Raw genomic sequence first — 18,300 nt, 5'->3', positions numbered from 1 at the left:
ATGCTCCTTTAAGTAAGGGGATTACTGCTGGTCGCCGGTCTCGGTGGACTGTGCTCCGGAAGCGGCACCGGTTGTGCCGTCGGGAGCGGATCCGTTGCCGCCGACAGCGGCGAGGGAATCGCGGGCAGCCTGGGCCACGGCGTCGGCAGTGATGCCGAATTCGCGGAACAGCGTCTTGTAGTCGGCGGAGGCACCGAAGTGCTCCAGGGAGACGCTGCGGCCCGCGTCGCCGACGATTTCACGCCAGCCGAGGGCAATTCCCGCCTCGACGGAAACCCGGGCACGGATGTCCTTGGGCAGTACCGACTCGCGGTATTCCTTGTCCTGCTTGTTGAACCACTCGATGCTCGGCATCGAGACCACGCGGGCGGCTACGCCTTCGGCAGCGAGTGCTTCGCGGGCTTCAACAGCCAGCTGGACCTCGGAACCGGTGCCGACCAGGATGACGTCCGGCGTCACCACGCTGCCGTCGCGGACGGCTTCGGCAAGCACGTACCCGCCGCGGGCGGCACCTTCGGCGGAGCCGAACTCGGTGGCGGTGGCCGCGCCGGCGCCCCGGGCATAGGTGGGGATGTTCTGGCGCGTCAGCACAATGCCGGCCGGGTTCTCGGTGTTCTCCAGGATGGTCCGCCAAGCGACGGCCACCTCGTTGGCGTCGCCCGGGCGGACGACGTCGAGCCCCGGGATCGCGCGCAGGGAAGCGAGCTGCTCCACCGGCTGGTGGGTGGGACCGTCTTCGCCCAGGCCGATGGAGTCGTGGGTCCAGACGTAGATGGCAGGCACGCCCATCAGCGCGCCCAGGCGGATGGCCGGACGCTGGTAGTCGCTGAAGATCAGGAACGTACCGGAGAAGGCACGCGTGTTGCTGTGCATCGTGATGCCGTTGACGATTGATGCCGCGGCGTGCTCGCGGATGCCGAAGTGCAGCACCCGGCCGTACGGGTTGCCGGACCAGGCGTTGGTCTGCTTCCCCGCGGGGATGAAGGAGGGGGAGCCTTCAATGGTGGTGTTGTTGGACTCGGCGAGGTCGGCGGAGCCGCCCCACAGTTCCGGGAGTGCCGGACCTATGGCGGAGAGGACCTTGCCCGAAGCCGCACGGGTGGACATGTCCTTGCCGGCTTCGAAGACGGGCAGCGATGCCTCCCAGCCCTCCGGCAGCTCGCCCTTTTCCAGGCGGGCCAGCAGTGCGGAGCCTTCAGCGTTTGCTTCCTCCCAGGCCTTGAAACCTTCGTTCCACTTCTCGTGTGCCTCGGCGCCGCGGGCTACTGCCTGGCGGGCGTGCTCGAGGACCTCGGGGTCGACGTCGAAGTTCTTGGCCGGGTCGAAGCCCAGGGTTTCCTTCAGCGCGGCCACTTCGTCGGTGCCCAGGGCGGAACCGTGGATCTTGCCGGTGTTCTGCTTGTTCGGTGCAGGCCAGCCGATGATGGTGCGCAGGGAGATGATGGACGGCCGGCTCGTTTCGGCCTTGGCTGCCATCAGGGCGTTGTAGAGCTCGTGAACGTCCTCGACGTATTCGCCCGTCTTGGTCCAGTCCACCCGCTGGGTGTGCCAGCCGTAGGCTTCGTAGCGCTTGAGCACGTCTTCGGTGAAGGCAATGTCGGTGTCATCTTCGATGGAGATGTGGTTCTCGTCGTACAGGACCACGAGGTTGCCCAGTTCCTGGTGCCCCGCCAGCGAGGAGGCCTCGGCCGTAACGCCTTCCTGCAGGTCGCCGTCGGACGCAATGACCCAGATCGTGTGGTCGAACGGGCTGGTGCCTTCGGCAGCGTCGGCGTCGAGCAGGCCGCGCAGGCGGCGCTGGGCGAACGCGAAGCCAACCGAGGACGCCAGGCCCTGGCCCAGCGGGCCGGTGGTGATTTCGACGCCGTCGGTGTGGCGGTATTCGGGGTGGCCGGGGGTCTTGGAACCCCAGGTGCGCAGGGACTGCAGGTCCTCGAGTTCCAGGCCGTAGCCGGAAAGGAAGAGCTCGATGTAGAGCGTGAGGGAGGTGTGCCCGGGGGAGAGGACGAAGCGGTCGCGGCCAATCCACTGCGGATCGGACGGGTCGTGGCGCATGACCTTCTGGAACAGAAGGTAGGCGGCCGGAGCCAGGCTCATGGCCGTACCGGGGTGGCCGTTGCCGACCTTCTCCACGGCGTCGGCAGCCAGGACGCGGACGGTGTCCACTGCCTTGCGGTCTGTCTCGGTCCAGATCAGTTCTTGCTCTTCCATATGTGGCACGTTTACCGGGCCCCTCTCTCTACAGACAACCGGCGCCGTACAGCGCCGGAGATGCCCGGAAGCCCCCGTGAACGGGGTGCGTCCGGTTCCTTTACCACTACAACCAACGGCAGACGCAAATCGATACCGCGTTCACGGCATAACTTGTTCCGCGTTCCGCAGCCGACGCCGCGGATACTGCTTAATACTGTTTGTTGCTTTTCCCGTGCCGCAGCGTAATTAGCCGCGGGAAAGGTCCGTTCCAACCTTATCGTCTAAGGCTGCTTCCTGCCCGCCCCCGCGGCATGATCCCGGCCTTCGGGCCGCGGCTGTTCCGTTTCCTGCAGGTGTGCGGGCGCATGCGTATTCCATACTTCGATTTCTACAGCCGATAGAGGTTATGATTAGGACGGATTTTTCGTTCCAGATTGGATAAAGTGATCGCTTCGTGACTACCCAGCATGCCGAGTCTCCGGTCCACACGGGGAAGATGACGGCGGGCCGCAAGGTCCGGGCATACGTGGCGCTCACCAAACCGCGCGTCATCGAACTCCTGCTCGTGACCACGCTCCCCACCATGATCTTCGCCGAACAGGGACTTCCGTCCCTGGGCCTGATCCTGGTCACCATGATCGGCGGCGCACTGGCAGCAGGAAGCGCCGGTGCCTTCAACTGCTATATCGACCGCGACATGGACAAGCTGATGAAGCGGACCAAGAACCGTCCGCTGGTCACCGGCGAGGTGTCCCCGCGGGAGGCCATGGTCTTTGCGTGGGTGCTGGGTGTTATCGCCATTGCCCTGCTCTGGTTCGGGGCCAACCCGCTCACCGGCCTGCTGGGCCTCGGAGCCATCCTCCTGTACGTGGTCTTCTACACGCTGATCCTCAAGCGCCGCACCACCCAGAACATTGTCTGGGGCGGCGCCGCGGGCTGCATGCCCGTACTCATCGCGTGGGCCGCCGTCACCGACAAGGTGGAATGGCCGGCCATCATCCTGTTTATGATCATCTTCCTGTGGACGCCGCCGCACTACTGGCCGCTGTCCATGAAGTACGGCGAGGACTACCGCAACGCCAGCGTGCCGATGCTCGGCGCAGTTGCCGGCGCCAAGCTCGTCTCCGTCCAGGTGGTCCTGTACGCCTACGCCACCGTGGCCTGCTCGCTGCTGCTCGTTCCCGTTGGCGGTGCCGGCTGGGTCTACACCATCGCCGCCCTGCTCTCCGGCGGCTGGTTCGTGGCCGAGGCACACAAGCTGCATTCCCGGGCCCAGCGCGAAGAGCTCAATGACAAGTCCGCCATGAAGGTCTTCCACCTGTCCATCAGCTACCTCACGATCCTCTTCCTGGCCCTGGCCGTGGATCCGTTCGTGGGCGGCGCGCTGGTCTAGTCTTTCCGCTTTACTGTGGCCGGATCCCTTCGGGGGTCCGGCCATTGTTGTGTCAGGGGTTTGCCTCTCATCCGGTGAGCAGATAACGGGCTTTAGAACTCCGCATGACCCCGTTATCTGCTCAGTCGATGGCGGCGGCCGGGTGCGGCCGGTCCGGGTCCGGGCCGGGTCGGCCCGTCCGCCTCCTCCCGTGCACAGCATCCCAGGCTTTGGGACTCCTGTTGTTGCCGGGGTCACACCCGCAACAGGAGCACCAGGGCGTGGGACACCCTGCGGGAGACAGCCCTTGCGTGCACAGCATCCCAGGCTTTGGGACTCCTGTTGCTGCCGGGGTCACACCCACAACAGGAACACCAGGGCGTGGGACACCGTGCGGGAGACAGCCCTTGCGTGCACAGCATCCCAGGCTTTGGGACTCCTGTTGCTGCCGGGGTCACACCCGCAACAGGAGCACCAGGGCGTGGGACACCGTGCGGGAGACAGCCCTTGCGTGCACAGCATCCCAGGCTTTGGGACTCCTGTTGCTGCCGGGGTCACACCCGCAACAGGGGCACCAGGGCGTGGGACACCGTGCGGGAGACAGCCCTTGCGTGCACAGGCCCCGAACACAGAAGAAGGGCCGGACCCCGTCAGGAGTCCGGCCCTTCTTCGGCAAATGCACCCGTTACAAGAGGCGCCCGCTACTTCCGAACAGCCCGGGTCTTGCGCGCCCGCCGGGCCTGCTGGACCGCGATGGCGGCCCCGCCGGGAACCTGCTTGTTGAAGCCGATGTAGACGGCCTGGGCCGCTGCGGCCGTCAGCAGGCATGCACCGAACATGTGCAGGGCCACCAACGCAATAGGCAGGTGCAGGAAGTGCTGCACGTAGCCGATGGCGGCCTGAGCCAGTACGACGACGGCCAGCACCATCACGGCCCGGCGCACCCGGGCATCGGTCGCCCTGCGGAGCACCAGGTAAAGGGCCACGGCCAGCGCAAAGACCAGCAGGTAGACGGGAACCACGTGGATGCGGGTGATCAGGTCCGGGTTCAGGCCGTTACGCGCAGCTCCGTGGTCGCCGGCGTGCGGGCCGGAACCGGTCACTACTACACCCAGCACCACGGTCAGGGCGGACAGGACGCCGATGGCGCCCAGCACGGGGCGGAGGCTTTTATCCGCCAGCGGAGCATGGCGTGCCTGGAGATCCATCGCGGAAAGCCTTGAGCGGTTCACCATGACCACGGCCACGGTGATCATGATGGTGGAGGCAAGGAAGTGCAGGCCCACAACCCACGGGTTGAGGTCCGTGAGGACGGTGATCCCGCCGATGACGGCCTGTGCCGGGACTCCGGCCAGCAGTGCAATGGAAAGCCACCAGAGATCACGGCGTTCGGACCGCAGGCGCCACACGGAGAAGACCATCGCAAAGGCAATGGCCGTAAGCACGAAAGTGAGCAGCCGGTTGCCGAACTCGATGACGCCGTGCAGCCCCATCTCGGGCGTCGTGACGAGGGAATCGGCCGTGCACAGCGGCCATTCAGGACAGCCCAGCCCGGACGCTGTCAGGCGCACGGCACCGCCGGTCACCACGATTACTATGTTGGCCACCAGCGAGGCCACGGCAAGGTTGCGGATAAGGCGTCCGGCCACCGGCAGCTGGCTGTTCGATTGCCGGGAGGGGACACCGGCCGAGGTTGATGACACGGTTTCTAACTCCATTTGAACCAGCGGACAGCACCCAGGCCGCCCAGTATTGTCCACGCCAGAAGGATCAACGTGGCGGAAATGTTGAACTGCGAATCGATCAGGGCCGAGCGCAGCGCGTCGCCAAGGGCCGCGGAGGGGAGGACCTCGATAAACGGCTGCAGTACCTGGGGCAGGTTGCCTACGGGGATGATGATACCGCCGGCGGCAGCCAGGAGGATCCACAGGAGGTTGGTTATGGCCAAGGTGGCCTCAGGCCGTACGGTCCCGGCGACCAGGAGGCCGAGGGCCGTGAAGGCCACCGCGCCGAGCACCAGCTGCACGGCGGCCGGCAGCAACCCGCTCAGCTCCGGCTGCCAGCCGAACAGCAGCGCCGCTACGGAGACCAGAACCACCTGGATGGCCAGGACGGCCAGGACCGCAATGACCTTCCCGGCAATCAGGCCGGTGCGGCCCAGGGGAGTGGTGGACAGGTAGCGGAGCACGCCGTACCGGCGGTCAAAGCCGGTGGCGATGCCCTGCCCGGTAAAAGCGGTGGACATGGCGCAGAGCGCGAAGATGCCCGGGGCAGCCATGTTGATCCGGCTGGGTCCGTAGCCGTCCAGCAGGGGAGTGACCACCAGGGCCACCATGGCCAGCAGCGGCAGGACCACGGCGAGGATCAGCTGTTCGCCGTTGCGCAGCATCGTCAGGGCCTCATAGCGGCCCTGGTTCAGGATGCGCGCCGGCAGCGATGCGGGAGCACTCAACGGATGGTCCTTCCGGACAGGTCGAGGAAAACGTCCTCGAGGGTACGCGAAGCCATATGTACTGAAGAAGGCAGGATGTTCCGTTCCGCCCACCACGAGGCCAGTGCGGCCAGGTCGTGGGGAGTCAGCGCCCCGCGGACGGCGTAGTGTCCGGGTGCGGCCTCCTGCACCTCCAGATTGTGCAGCCGCCCGGAGGAGAGGGCGACGACGTCGAGCCCGGGTTCGGCGTCGAACGTCAGCAGCCGCTGCTCGGCGGGTGAGCCGGGGGAGCCGGTGGCGGACGTGAGCTCGGCTACGGTGCCCGAGGCGACGGTCTTGCCGGCGTCGATGATGTAGACGTAGTCGGCCAGCTTCTGCGCGTCGTCCATCAGGTGGGTGGTGAGGATGATGCCGAGCCCCTCGTCCCGCAGCTCGGTGATCAGGTCGAACACGATCTGGCGTGACTGGGGATCCAGTCCGGCGCTGGGTTCGTCCAGGAAGAGGACCTCGGGGCGGCCGATCAGCGCCGCGGCCATGGCCAGTCGCTGCTTCTGCCCGCCGGAGAGACGCCGGATTCCGGTGTTGGCGAAGCTGCGGATGCCCAGGCGGTCCACCAGCTCGGCGACCGGCCGGGGCGCCTCATACATGCGGGCCACATGCTCAAGCAGGGCCACGGGACGGGCCGACGGCGGTAGTCCGCCTTCCTGGAGCATCACGCCTACGCGGCTGCGGAGGCGGGCGTCTGCACGGTAAGGATCCTGTCCGAGCAGGCGGATTTCCCCGCCGTCAATGGACTGCAGTCCCTGGGCGCATTCAAGCGTGGTGGTCTTTCCCGCTCCGTTGGCACCAAGGAGGGCAGTGACGGATCCGCGGCGGGCAGTGAAGTCGACGCCGGCCAGCACACGGATCATTTTGCCGTCGAGACCAGCAACCGGGCCGCAGTCCTTGATCAGACCTTTAATGGTCAGGCAGGGTTCATCGATAGGCACCTGCATATTCTACGTTAGGTAGTACAGGACGCCGGCACGGGCGGACACGCGCGATGGACCATGGCGATGGGAAGCCTTGCCTTAGTGGAATCGGGGAACAGATTAGGTCATGCTTGTGTTGTGTATTCTGTGAGCAACTCTGAGACTAAGGCGGCGGCCGTGCCGAGCGCTGCCCGCGAAGCGGAGGAGCGTACGCGGGACAAGGTGCTGGGTGCGGTTCTGGAGCACGGCCCGGTCAGTGCCGCGGAGCTGGGGGAACGGTTGGGCTTCACGCCCGCCGCCGTGCGCCGCCACCTTGACGCCCTCTCGGGGAAGGGCCTGATCCAGGTCAAGCTTGTCCGTAATTCCTCTTCCGGTGCAGGAAGGCCGGCCCGGCGGTACGTATTGAGCCCGCAGGGACAGGCCCATCTCGGCAACGACTACCTCGACATCGCCACTGAGGCGCTGCGCCAGCTCGGTGCAGCCCTTGGACCCCAGGCGATCGAGGCGTTTGCCGCGGAACGGTTCGGCCGGATGGAGGAGCGTTACCGACCCGTCGTCGACGCCGCCGGTCCCGAACTCGCCGACCGCGCCGAGGCGCTGGCCGCCGAACTGACGAAGGACGGTTTCGTCGCGTCGACCACCATGATCGGCGCCGCGGCGAAAAAGAGCACGCTGCTGAGTATCCAGCTGTGCCAGGCGCACTGCCCCATCCAGGGACTCGCCACGGCCTACCCCGTCTTCTGTGACAAGGAGACCGAAGTTTTTGCCCGCCTGCTGGAGGTGGACGTCCGCCGTCTGTCCACGCTCTCCCGCGGCGGCCATGTTTGTACGACCCACATCCCCGTGGGTCGGACCCGATCCGCGCCGCAGGTTCCTCTGCACGCCGAGACCAACCAGTCCACATCCATTCATCAGCAAGAAAGGCCGTGATGACGGATCAAGTAACCCAGAAGCCAACGGCACCTTCCATGGTGCCGGAGTCTGTGATTTCAGACATCCTGGAGAAGAACCCTGAACTCGAGGGCATCGGTACATACGAGTACGGATGGGCAGACTCGGACGTCGCCGGTGCTACGGCCCGCCGCGGCCTGAGTGAAGAAGTCGTCCGCGACATTTCGGCTAAGAAGAACGAGCCGCAGTGGATGCTGGACCTTCGCCTGAAGGGCCTGAAGTACTTTGAGCGCAAGCCCATGCCGACCTGGGGTGCAGACCTCTCCGGCATCGACTTCGACAACATCAAGTACTTCGTCCGTTCCACGGAGAAGCAGGCCAACACCTGGGAAGACCTCCCCGAGGACATCCGCAACACGTACGAGAAGCTCGGTATCCCCGAAGCTGAGCGCGGCCGCCTGGTTTCCGGCGTCGCAGCGCAGTACGAGTCCGAGGTTGTCTACCACCAGCTCCGCGAGGACCTGGAACGCCAGGGCGTCATCTTCCTGGACACGGACACCGCGCTGAAGGAACACCCGGAAATGTTCCAGGAGTACTTCGGCACCGTCATCCCTGTCGGTGACAACAAGTTCGGCTCGCTGAACACTGCCGTGTGGTCCGGCGGTTCCTTCGTATACGTCCCCAAGGGCGTCCACGTAGAGATCCCGCTGCAGGCCTACTTCCGTATCAACACGGAGAACATGGGCCAGTTCGAGCGCACCCTGATCATTGCGGACGAGGATTCCTACGTCCACTACATCGAGGGCTGCACCGCGCCGATCTACACGTCGGATTCGCTGCACTCCGCCGTCGTCGAAATCATCGTGAAGAAGGGCGCCCGCGTCCGCTACACGACCATCCAGAACTGGTCCAACAACGTGTACAACCTGGTGACCAAGCGCGCCATTGCACACGAGGGCGCCACCATGGAATGGATCGACGGCAACATCGGCTCCAAGGTCACCATGAAGTACCCGGCTGTCTACCTGGTCGGCGAGCACGCCAAGGGTGAGACCCTGTCCATCGCCTTTGCCGGCGAGGGCCAGCACCAGGACACCGGATCCAAGATGGTCCACATTGCGCCCAACACCAAGAGCTCCATCATTTCCAAGTCCGTGGCCCGCGGCGGCGGCCGTGCCGCTTACCGCGGCCTGGTCCAGGTCCGCGAAGGCGCCACGCACTCGGCCAACACCGTGCGCTGCGACGCCCTCCTGGTGGACACCATCTCCCGCTCGGACACGTACCCGTACGTGGACATCCGCGAAGATGACGTCACCATGGGCCACGAAGCCACTGTCTCCCGCGTCAGCGAGGAGCAGCTGTTCTACCTCATGTCCCGCGGCCTTCCCGAGGACGAGGCAATGGCAATGATCGTGCGCGGCTTCATCGAGCCGATCGCGCGCGAACTGCCGATGGAATACGCCCTTGAACTCAACCGCCTCATCGAACTCCAGATGGAAGGAGCCGTCGGTTAATGTCGAAGCTTAACGACGTCGTCGAAACCGTGACCGAAAAGGTCAGCAATGTAGTGGAGGAGGTCAAGGCGAAGGTAGGTTCCCCTCGGGAAACCAACCGTGTGCGCATTGACGGCTTCACCGAGGAGGGCGAAAACCTCTCCCCGCTGAACGAGGACTCCTCACCGCTGGGCGGCGACAGCAGCAAGTCCCACAGCCACGGTGGCGGAGAGGGCATCCCGGACAGCTCACGCGCCGGCCGCACCACCTCCTTCCACCGGGCTGACTTCGGCAGAATGACCGGTCGCGAAGAAGACTGGCGGTTCACCCCGCTCAAGCGCCTGCGCGGACTGCACACCGCGGACCTCGATGGAACAGCTCCCGAGCTGGCCGTCGTGGCCCCCGACGGCGTGCGGGTCGAGAGCATTGCCCGCACCGACTCCCGCATCGGCTCCGCCGGCATCCCCGAAGACCGGGTTGCCGCCGCCGCGTGGGAAGACTTCCGCGAGGCCACTGCCGTAACCATCCCCGCCGAGACCGTAGTTGACGGCAGCGTCACGCTGACCATCAACGGTGTCAGCAAGGATCCGGCCGCGCAGCACATCGTCATCACCGCGGAGAAGTTCTCCAAGGGCGTTGTGGTCCTGGACCACAAGGGTTCGGCTGTGCTGTCCCAGAACGTGGAAATCGTCGTCGGCGACGGTGCTGAACTGACCGTCGTGTCCGTTCAGGACTGGGACGACGACGCCGTGCACGCCTCCGCGCAGTACGCCAAGATCGGCCGCGACGCGAAGTTCAAGCACGTCGTCGTCAGCCTCGGCGGCGACCTGGTGCGCGTCACCCCGTCCTCCAAGTTCACCGCCACCGGCGGCGACGTGCAGATGTTCGGCCTGTACTACGCCGACGCCGGCCAGCACCTGGAGCAGCGCCTGTTCGTGGACCACGCAGTGGCGAACTGCAAGTCCCGCGTGATGTACAAGGGAGCCCTGCAGGGCCGCGACGCGCACACCGTCTGGGTTGGCGACGTCCTGATCCGCAAGGAAGCAGAAGGTACCGACACGTACGAAGTCAACCGCAACCTGCTGCTGACCGACGGCGGCCGCGCCGACTCCGTACCGAACCTGGAGATCGAAACCGGACTGATCGAGGGTGCCGGCCACGCCAGCGCCACCGGCCGGTTCGACGACGAGCACCTGTTCTACCTGATGGCACGCGGCATCCCCGAGGACACCGCCCGCCGCCTGGTGGTCCGGGGCTTCCTCACCGAGATCATCCAGCAGATCAAGGTACCTGCCCTGGAAGAGCGTCTCACCGACGCCGTCGAGCGCGAGCTCGAAGCCTCCGGAGCCTACTGAGACCAAGTCCGGGTGCCGGATAATCCCGGCGCCCGGACCCTCTCGCCTTCCATCCCCAAAGCTTAGTAACGCACCCGCGGGTGCAAAGGAGAAAGCCAACTCGCATGTCTACTCTTGAGATCAAGGATCTTCACGTCAGCATTGAGACCGAACAGGGCCGCAAGCCGATCCTGAAGGGTGTCAGCCTGACCATCAAAACCGGTGAGACGCACGCCATCATGGGCCCCAACGGCTCCGGCAAGTCCACCCTGGCCTCCACCATTGCCGGTCACCCGCGCTACAGCGTGGACAGCGGCTCCATCACGCTCGACGGCGAAGACGTCCTGGCCATGAGCGTGGACGAGCGTGCCCGCGCCGGTCTCTTCCTGGCCATGCAGTACCCGGTAGAGGTTCCCGGCGTCACCATGACCAACTTCCTGCGCACCGCCAAGACCGCGCTCGACGGCGAAGCCCCCTCCCTGCGCCACTGGACCAAGGACGTCAAAGCGGCCATGGCCGACCTGCGCATCGATGCCGACTTCGCCCAGCGCAACGTCAACGAAGGCTTCTCCGGCGGCGAGAAGAAGCGCGTCGAGATCCTCCAGATGGAACTCTTCCACCCCAAGATCGCCATCCTGGACGAGACCGACTCCGGCCTCGACGTCGACGCCCTGAAGATCGTTTCCGAAGGCGTTAACCGCGAGCACTCCAAGGGCGGCATGGGCACGCTGCTCATCACGCACTACACGCGTATCCTTCGTTACATCAAGCCCGACTATGTGCACGTCTTCGTCGACGGCCACATCGCCGAGCAGGGCGGCCCCGAACTTGCCGACCGCCTCGAAGAAGAAGGCTACGACCGCTTCACCGGCGCCAACGCCGCAGCCGGCGCGTAGTAAAGACAGCTGAAGGAGCAATAATGAGCGACTCCGATCTGGCCTCCACGTCCCTTGAGGACGTCGAAGAGGCCCTCAAGGACGTCATTGACCCCGAGCTCGGGGTGAATGTCGTTGACCTTGGCCTGCTCTACGGGTTGAAGTACGCCGAGGACGGCGCACTGCTGATCGACATGACGCTGACGACGGCGGCCTGCCCGCTGACCGATGTGCTTGAAGAGCAGACCGCTCAGGCCCTGGACGGCGTCGTTGATGAGTGGCGCCTGAACTGGGTATGGATGCCGCCGTGGGGACCTGACAAGATCACCGACGACGGCCGCGACCAGATGCGGGCCCTCGGCTTCAACATCTAAAGGTTCGGCAGCTAGCAGTCGAACCGGCACGCAGGCAGGGCCGCTTCCCCAATGCGGGGAAGCGGCCCTGCCTGCGTGCTAGCGTGTCCGCCATGGGGAACAGCATCCATTTTCATGACCAATATCTGGCGGCCTGGAACGAAGCCATGGCAGCGGGCGACAGCGCTCCGATCGAAACCTTCCTGTCGCCGGACTACCACGGCTGGCTGGGACAGGAAGCAGCTGCCGCTGAGCCGTTTGACGCGGCGACGGCACGCGCAGGGTTTGGCGGCACCGTGGCCGCCCTGCGGGGGAGTACCGTGCATGCGGACTTCCGGACAGTCACGCCCCGCGGCCGGGACGAGGCGGTGGTGTTCTACGAGATGACCTACCGTTCGGGCGGCGAGGTGACCGGGCGTGCCCTGCTGATGGAATCCTGGCGGCTCCAGGACGGCCGGTGGCAGCTTTGCCGCGATTTCACCGAAGTGAACGTCGGGCAGCCGGCTGCCTAGGATGCCGGGGCAGTCCCTGCCGCCGCTTTACGCCCATATGATCGAGTGCGGCGTGGTCGATCTGGATCCGTGGCACCTCTTACAGGGAGGGGATCAGGTGTGGCGCGCCCGGCACATTGAACAGGTATTTCCCGGCTGGGCCATCGTCCCCTTTGCCCGCAGGACTGATAACGACGACGTTGCGTGCTGGACAGGCAGCGGCGTTGTCGTGATCGATGACTGGGACTTGACGTGGAAAAACGGGATGCCGATACGTCATGTGCAGGATGAATACGCCACGATGGGTGAGTGGCTGGTGGCGGCCGTGCAGGATTTTGTCGAGTTCGAGTGGAGTTGAGGAACGTGGGATCGATGGCTAAGCCACTGAGCCGGACAGAGATCAGCCGGGTGTTGTCCCATGCGCTGCGTCATGCTCCGGAAGAGTATGCGCTGGAGCTGGATGCGGAGGGTTGGGCGCCGGTTACTGAGGTACTCAGCGCCCTGCACCGACTTGGCCCGGAGTGGGAGTCTGTTGACAAGCAGGTGCTCGTTGAAGTGCTGGAAGCCGCGGAGAAGAAACGGCACCAGATGAGCGACGGGCGGATACGCGCCGTGCACGGCCATTCCGTCCCGGTACAGCCTGCGCAGGCACCCAGTACGCCCCCGCCGGTGCTTTTCCACGGCACCGCGCCTGCTGCTGTGCCGCAGATTCTCGCGGCCGGGATACTTCCGATGCGGCGGCAGTACGTCCACCTGTCGGACTCCGTGGAGCAGGCGCGTCAGGTGGGACAGCGCAAGGACGCCGATCCCGTGATCCTTACTGTGGATACCGGTGTCGCCGTGGCCCAGGGGACTAGTTTCTACCGATCGGATTCAGGAGTCTGGCTGGCTGAGTCCGTTCCGGCTTCCGCTGTGTCCGTGCCGGGAGCCTGAGCTGAGGGGGCAGGGGTCAGGTACGGTCGACGTCGGCCCTTATGCCCGAGTCGATGGTCCGGAAACAGCCAACGGAACTGGCGTGTCCGGGGTAGGTAGTAGCTTTTGAAAGACGGGTATTTCCGGTTTTCGGATCAGGCCGGTTTGGGCCGGTTTTCGGGCCTGGAATGTCAGTGCGGGATGAAATCCTGAGGTATGGATCAGCTCGGAAACACCGAACGGACAACCGAAGTACCAGGCAGTGAAGACCGGCAGCCCGAGGGGCAGGCCGGGAAGGCGGAGGCGCCCCGTGCGGCCTGCACCCTGGCGGTCTATCGGGCGGAACTGGCCGCCGAGCCTTCCGTGGCCGCTGATGGTGCTACTCAGGTCGGAAGTCCCGACGCCGAATATCCGGACGGCTTTACCGGGACACTGGTGCTGCAGAACCTTGAGGCCTTTGACGTGCAGACGGTCGGCGAAGCCCTGTCCCGGATGGCACATTTGATGTCCTGGGTGCAGGCGCTGGAGGCCCGCTTGGTCAACCGCATGGAGGAGCTTTTCCGGGAGGACTTTCGTGCGGCCTCGGGGCGGCTTGAGCCCGGGATGGCATTCAGCCTGGCGTCTTCCGAATGCGCCGCGATCCTGAATGTCCCGCAGGTCACCGCCCAGCGGATGATGTTCGAAGCGGAAAGGCTGTGCAGCACCCATGCGGCCACCCTGACCGCCTTGGAAGAAGGACAGCTTAGTTACCAGCACGCGCAGGTAGTGCTGGACCAGTGCCTGAACGTTCCACCGGATCAGCTCCCGGAGTTCGAGGCGGACCTGCTGGCGGCTGCGTCCGGACAAACCCGGGCACAGTTCTCCTGTAAGGCCCGGCGTCTGCGGGAAAGGAAGTTTCCGGAGACCGTCAGCAAGCGGCACCTGACCGCGTTCGAACAGCGCAAGGTCACTCTGGACCGGGAAGAGGACGGCATGTCCTGCCTTTCCGCGCACCTGCGTGCGGCCGAAGCCCAGCAGATCTACACGGCACTCAGTAGTGCTGCCCGGGGCGAGCAGTCCGCGGGGGATTCCCGGACTGTGGATCAGCTGCGTGCGGATATTCTGGCGCAGCTGCTGATGGGCGGCAGCCGTGGACTCTTCGCCGCGGCCGAAACCCAACGTGGGGCCGGACCCCGACGCGGGGCCGGGCACGCCGAGGGTTCCGGGTGCTCCGCCGGTGGCGGAGACGCCGGAGGCGACACCCGGGGTGACGGAGGCATCGTCTGCCCGGAAGGCACCACCGTTTTAAAGACCGGGCCGGACGAGGGGATCGTCCCACGAACCGAAATCATGGTCCTGATCAACGCTGAAACCCTCTTCGGCGCCGACGACCAGCCCGCTGAACTGCACGGTTACGGGCCCATCAGCGCAGAAGCAGCACGCACGCTGGCCCGTAACGCCGTCGGGTGGACCGGGCTGGCGCAGGATCCGCAGACCGGAGAAATCCTCGGGGTAGGACGGCGGCGGAAGGTCCCGGCCGGGCTCCGACGCTGGCTCCGCGCAAGGGACGGAACCTGCAGATTCCCCGGTTGCCGGGTCAGTACGGCGAATTCGGACGTTGACCACACCATCGACTGGGCCCAGGGCGGCCCTACAGACCATGGGAACCTGGAACACCTTTGCCGCCGGCACCACCGGTTCAAGACCCTCGGTTTCTGGAAGGCCGGCCAGCCTACGCCGGGAGTCATCGAATGGACGTCCCCGACCGGACGCATCTACCGGACCGAGCCCTTCCTGGAACTCGGACCACCGGAAGGTGGTCCGGGGCCGGGGCCGGAAGCGAGTCCGCGTCCGGGTCCGGCGCCGGGTACAGATTCCAAGCAAGTGCCACAGACGGACTCGGTGCTGCAGGACGACGTGCTGCAGGACTCCCTGCCGGAACAAGGGCCACCATTCTGATGCCGCCTTCCTCGCCCGCTAAACGCCACCGGAGATCAGGCCCAGGGACGAGACAGCCATCCGGCCAGACCCTACGGGCGGGACAGGTCCGCAGCGCTGAAGGTATCGCACTTTTCCAGGCTGCCGCCGTCGTTGTAGCCAGCCAGGAACCACGCCTGGCGCTGGGCACTGGAACCGTGGGTCCAGCTCTCCGGGTTCACCTGACCGGTGGCCGAAGCCTGGATCCGGTCATCGCCGATGGCGGACGCCGCAGAGAGTGCGTCGCTGATATCGGCTTCGGTGAACGGAGTCAGGAAAGGCACGTCCGAGCCCGGAGCCGGCTGGTCCGCCGCATGCCGTGCCCACAGGCCCGCATAGCAATCGGCCTGCAGCTCGGTGCGTACGGAGGCAGAGTCCGCACCCTGAGGATCGGCGTTCCGGCCCGCACTGGAGCCGGTGATCTGCTGGATGTGGTGGCCGAACTCATGCGCCACCACGTATTCCTGTGCCAGCGGACCGCCGGAGGAACCGTAGTTGGTGACGAGGTCGGAGAAGAACGCGGTGTCGTAATAGGTCTGCTCGTCTGCCGGGCAGTAGAACGGCCCGACAGCGCTGGTCGCCGTGCCGCAGCCGGTGGTGGTCCGGTCGGTAAAGAGCACCACGCCGGGCTCCGTGTAGGTCAGGCCGTAACCGTCCAGATACGGTGCCCAGAAGCTGTCCAGGCTTTCGGCGGTGCCCAGAATGCGGCAGTCCAGCCGTTCGTTGGCGTCTTCGCCGTTCAAGCAGGTATCGATGCTCTCGGACTGCGCCTGGCCGGCAGCTTCACCGGAGCCGTCGCTCAGGCCGAGGCCGTCAATGATGTCCGACCCGAAGAACAGGGACAGGATCAGCAGAAGCCCGCCGCCCAGTCCGCCGCCGACTGCAATGCCCTTGCCTTTGCCGCGCCGGTCACTGACCCGCGAGGAATCCAGGCGCGCGTTGTTATTGAAACTCATGCCCTCAGGTTATCGGTTGCCTTGGTCAACCTTCGTGTCGGAGCTTTCCCCGATACCGCGTGCAGCCAGGGCATCGCCGGTCTGCCGGGCATAGGCAACCGCACGGATCACCACCGGGACAGTCAGCGCCCGGGGATTACGCTCCAGTCCGCGGGCCATGGCAGATTCACGGACATCCCGGGCGGACCCGAGCAGGAACGGAATGCTGCGCAGCATCAGCGCCAGGGTCAGCCCGAAACGTTCCGGGTCCGCACCGAGCGGTTCCAGCGGACGGGCCAGCGACACGAGACCGTCCAGCAGCACCTGCGGCGCAGTGGTCAGCGTCAGCAGCCGTGCCGCCACTACGCAGACCGCAATACTGCCGGTCACCAGGACCGCTGCCAGCACGCCGGACGCCCACCACTGGAAAGCCCCCAGCAGCACCAGGACCGGCCACATCAGCTTCAGCGGCACCCAGGCCTCCCGCAACAACCGGGCGCCGGCATAGGCCGCCAGCACCAGGACTGCGGCAACCACCAGCACCACAGGGGAGCGCAGCGCCAACACAGCAACGGACAGCACAACCAGAGCGCCCGCCTTCAAGCCCAGCGGTGCCGCATGCACGGGCGAAACGCCGGGGCGGTAGGCGCCCAGCAGATCGTAGGAGCCAGTGGAACGCTTCATCCCACCCCCAGCGCCAGCGCACGGTACGCCGCAATAGCTTCGCGAGGGCCGCCGTCGAACACCACCGCGCCGGCATCCATCACCAGCACCCGATCCGCGTCGGCGGCGAACTCCAGATCATGGGTGGTGTAGATGACCTGCTGCGGCAGGGAGGCAAAGACTTCCCGCAGCCGGGCGGTGTTCCTCAGGTCCAGGAGCGTGCTGGGCTCATCTGCCACCAGCACGGCAGGCTCAACGGCCAGCACCGATGCCAGGGCCATCAACTGGCGTTCGCCGCCGGAAAGGTCGTAGATGCTTCGGTCCGCCAATTCCAGCAGCCCCAGGGCCGCCAGCCGGGCCTCGGCAGCTGCGCGCCGCTGGGACCTGTTCCGGATCGAGGCACGCAGGGACAGCTCGACGTCGTCCCGTCCCGTGGGCATCACGAGCTGCGAGAGGGGATCGGTGAAAACGAACCCGACCCGCCGCCGCACGTCCGCTCCGTGCCGGGCAGTGTCCAGGCCGTCCACGCTGACCGTGCCGGTATCCGGCAGCACCAACCCGTTCAGCAGCTTCAGCAGCGTGGACTTCCCGGAACCGTTGGCGCCGACGACGGCGGTGCGGGGAGTGTCCAGCGTCAGCGACAGCAGGTGCAGGATCGGTTCCGCAGATTCCCCTGGCACCCCGGGAGGAATGACGGAAACGTCCTGCAGCTTGATGCAGGACATCAGCGGCCGCCGCGGTCCCGAACAGCCATTCGTGGAAAGGCCTTGAAGACACTGACGGCCACCGCAGCGGCAAGCAGGTTCTTCACCACGTCACCGGGCCAGAACGCCATGTCCGCTGCCAGCGCTGCGGGGAACGAGAGATGCCCGTTGAGCATGAGTCCCGCGATGCCGGCCGGATGCACCACGGCGAAGCTCGTGGCCAGTCCCGCGGCGAACAAGAGAACCGTCCGCCCCTTCCGGGCGCGGCGCAGCACCAGGCCGGCAAGCAGTCCGACGACGGCGGCCGCCACCGGGAAGGACAGCAGGTACCCCGCCGACGGCCCGGCCAGGACACCCAGGCCACCTCGGAAACCGCTGAAGACCGGCAGGCCGGCCAGGCCAGCCACCAGGAAGAGGCCCACTGCCGCTGCCCCGCGCCCGGGGCCTAGGAGCATCCCGGTAAGCATCACCGCCAAGGTCTGCAGGGTGATCGGCACGCCCGCTCCCAGCGGCACGCCGGGAAGGATGGAGAAGACGGCGGTGAGGGCGGCGAAGACGGCAATCAGGGACAGGTCCGCCGAGGTCCACCTGGAGCGCCTCGTACCGGTGGAACCGTGAGTGCCAGGAGAGCCGGGGGAGCCGTGCGTGCCGGTGCCGGGGAGGGGGCGCGGCGCGTTGGCCGATGTGTTGTTCATCGCTGCACTTTTCCTTGTAGGGGAAGAAAAA

General features: G+C 65.8%; 18 protein-coding genes. 10 read left to right on the top strand and 8 right to left on the bottom strand.

What is annotated here, in order from left to right:
• Window positions 1-21: 21 nt before the first annotated feature.
• Window positions 22-2,211 (bottom strand): transketolase, encoded by a 2,190-nt coding sequence (gene tkt / locus LJ760_RS08435; protein WP_227921712.1) that lies wholly within the window; start codon window positions 2,209-2,211, stop codon window positions 22-24.
• Window positions 2,212-2,647: 436 nt separating this feature from the next.
• On the opposite strand from tkt, the gene LJ760_RS08430 reads away from it, so the two are divergent.
• Window positions 2,648-3,586: a heme o synthase gene (locus LJ760_RS08430; RefSeq protein WP_227921710.1), complete on the top strand. Its 939-nt coding sequence runs from the start codon at window positions 2,648-2,650 to the stop codon at window positions 3,584-3,586.
• 680 nt (window positions 3,587-4,266) lie between these two features.
• On the opposite strand, the gene LJ760_RS08425 is transcribed toward LJ760_RS08430, so the two are convergent.
• Genes LJ760_RS08425 through LJ760_RS08415 form a run of 3 tightly spaced genes read right to left on the bottom strand, consistent with a single transcriptional unit; the run spans window position 4,267 to window position 6,991 of the window.
• Window positions 4,267-5,268: a COX15/CtaA family protein gene (locus LJ760_RS08425; RefSeq protein ID WP_227921707.1), complete on the bottom strand. Its 1,002-nt coding sequence runs from the start codon at window positions 5,266-5,268 to the stop codon at window positions 4,267-4,269.
• Between the two features lie 5 nt (window positions 5,269-5,273).
• Entirely contained in the window at window positions 5,274-6,017 is a 744-nt protein-coding gene (locus LJ760_RS08420) for an ABC transporter permease (protein WP_227921705.1), read from the bottom strand.
• Complete coding sequence (locus tag LJ760_RS08415; protein ID WP_227921703.1) at window positions 6,014-6,991, bottom strand: ABC transporter ATP-binding protein; 978 nt, start codon at window positions 6,989-6,991, stop codon at window positions 6,014-6,016. Before LJ760_RS08415 ends, LJ760_RS08420 begins: the two co-directional genes overlap by 4 nt.
• Before the next feature lie 153 nt (window positions 6,992-7,144).
• Here LJ760_RS08415 and LJ760_RS08410 point away from each other — a divergent pair, with 153 nt between their 5' ends.
• From LJ760_RS08410 to LJ760_RS08370, 9 genes are all read left to right on the top strand, one after another.
• Window positions 7,145-7,897 carry a helix-turn-helix transcriptional regulator gene (locus LJ760_RS08410; RefSeq protein WP_227921701.1) on the top strand — a complete coding sequence of 251 codons (753 nt, stop codon included), beginning with the start codon at window positions 7,145-7,147 and terminating at the stop codon, window positions 7,895-7,897.
• A complete protein-coding gene (sufB, locus tag LJ760_RS08405) occupies window positions 7,897-9,372 on the top strand; it encodes a Fe-S cluster assembly protein SufB (protein ID WP_269436537.1) in 1,476 nt (491 codons plus the stop codon). The genes LJ760_RS08410 and sufB overlap by 1 nt, the downstream gene beginning before the upstream one ends.
• Entirely contained in the window at window positions 9,372-10,706 is a 1,335-nt protein-coding gene (gene sufD / locus LJ760_RS08400) for a Fe-S cluster assembly protein SufD (protein ID WP_227921698.1), read from the top strand. Before sufB ends, sufD begins: the two co-directional genes overlap by 1 nt.
• A 104-nt stretch (window positions 10,707-10,810) precedes the next feature.
• A complete protein-coding gene (gene sufC / locus LJ760_RS08395) occupies window positions 10,811-11,581 on the top strand; it encodes a Fe-S cluster assembly ATPase SufC (RefSeq protein ID WP_227921696.1) in 771 nt (256 codons plus the stop codon).
• A gap of 23 nt (window positions 11,582-11,604) precedes the next feature.
• Entirely contained in the window at window positions 11,605-11,934 is a 330-nt protein-coding gene (locus LJ760_RS08390) for a metal-sulfur cluster assembly factor (protein WP_227921694.1), read from the top strand.
• A 92-nt stretch (window positions 11,935-12,026) separates the two neighbouring features.
• On the top strand, window positions 12,027-12,425 hold the full coding sequence (locus LJ760_RS08385) for a nuclear transport factor 2 family protein (RefSeq protein ID WP_227921692.1): 399 nt from the start codon (window positions 12,027-12,029) through the stop codon (window positions 12,423-12,425).
• 52 nt (window positions 12,426-12,477) lie between these two features.
• A complete protein-coding gene (locus LJ760_RS08380; RefSeq protein WP_227921689.1) occupies window positions 12,478-12,762 on the top strand; it encodes a hypothetical protein in 285 nt (94 codons plus the stop codon).
• A gap of 14 nt (window positions 12,763-12,776) precedes the next feature.
• Entirely contained in the window at window positions 12,777-13,337 is a 561-nt protein-coding gene (locus LJ760_RS08375) for an RNA 2'-phosphotransferase (protein ID WP_227921687.1), read from the top strand.
• A gap of 195 nt (window positions 13,338-13,532) precedes the next feature.
• Window positions 13,533-15,254, top strand: coding sequence for an HNH endonuclease (locus tag LJ760_RS08370; RefSeq protein ID WP_227921684.1), 1,722 nt, complete (start codon window positions 13,533-13,535; stop codon window positions 15,252-15,254).
• Window positions 15,255-15,325: 71 nt separating this feature from the next.
• Here the strand turns inward: LJ760_RS08370 and ypfJ are convergent, their stop codons facing one another.
• Genes ypfJ through LJ760_RS08350 form a run of 4 tightly spaced genes read right to left on the bottom strand, consistent with a single transcriptional unit; the run spans window position 15,326 to window position 18,269 of the window.
• Window positions 15,326-16,228, bottom strand: coding sequence for a KPN_02809 family neutral zinc metallopeptidase (ypfJ, locus tag LJ760_RS08365; RefSeq protein ID WP_227921683.1), 903 nt, complete (start codon window positions 16,226-16,228; stop codon window positions 15,326-15,328).
• A 9-nt stretch (window positions 16,229-16,237) separates the two neighbouring features.
• Window positions 16,238-16,891: an energy-coupling factor transporter transmembrane component T family protein gene (locus tag LJ760_RS08360; protein WP_227921682.1), complete on the bottom strand. Its 654-nt coding sequence runs from the start codon at window positions 16,889-16,891 to the stop codon at window positions 16,238-16,240.
• Window positions 16,888-17,595 (bottom strand): energy-coupling factor ABC transporter ATP-binding protein, encoded by a 708-nt coding sequence (locus tag LJ760_RS08355; RefSeq protein ID WP_227921681.1) that lies wholly within the window; start codon window positions 17,593-17,595, stop codon window positions 16,888-16,890. Before LJ760_RS08355 ends, LJ760_RS08360 begins: the two co-directional genes overlap by 4 nt.
• Entirely contained in the window at window positions 17,595-18,269 is a 675-nt protein-coding gene (locus LJ760_RS08350; protein WP_227921680.1) for a biotin transporter BioY, read from the bottom strand. Before LJ760_RS08350 ends, LJ760_RS08355 begins: the two co-directional genes overlap by 1 nt.
• Window positions 18,270-18,300 lie beyond the last annotated feature (31 nt).

The organism is Arthrobacter sp. zg-Y895 (assembly GCF_020731025.1).
GTDB lineage: Bacteria > Actinomycetota > Actinomycetes > Actinomycetales > Micrococcaceae > Arthrobacter_B.
Note: the sequence above shows the minus strand (reverse complement) of the source record. Positions and strands in the feature narration are given on the sequence as shown.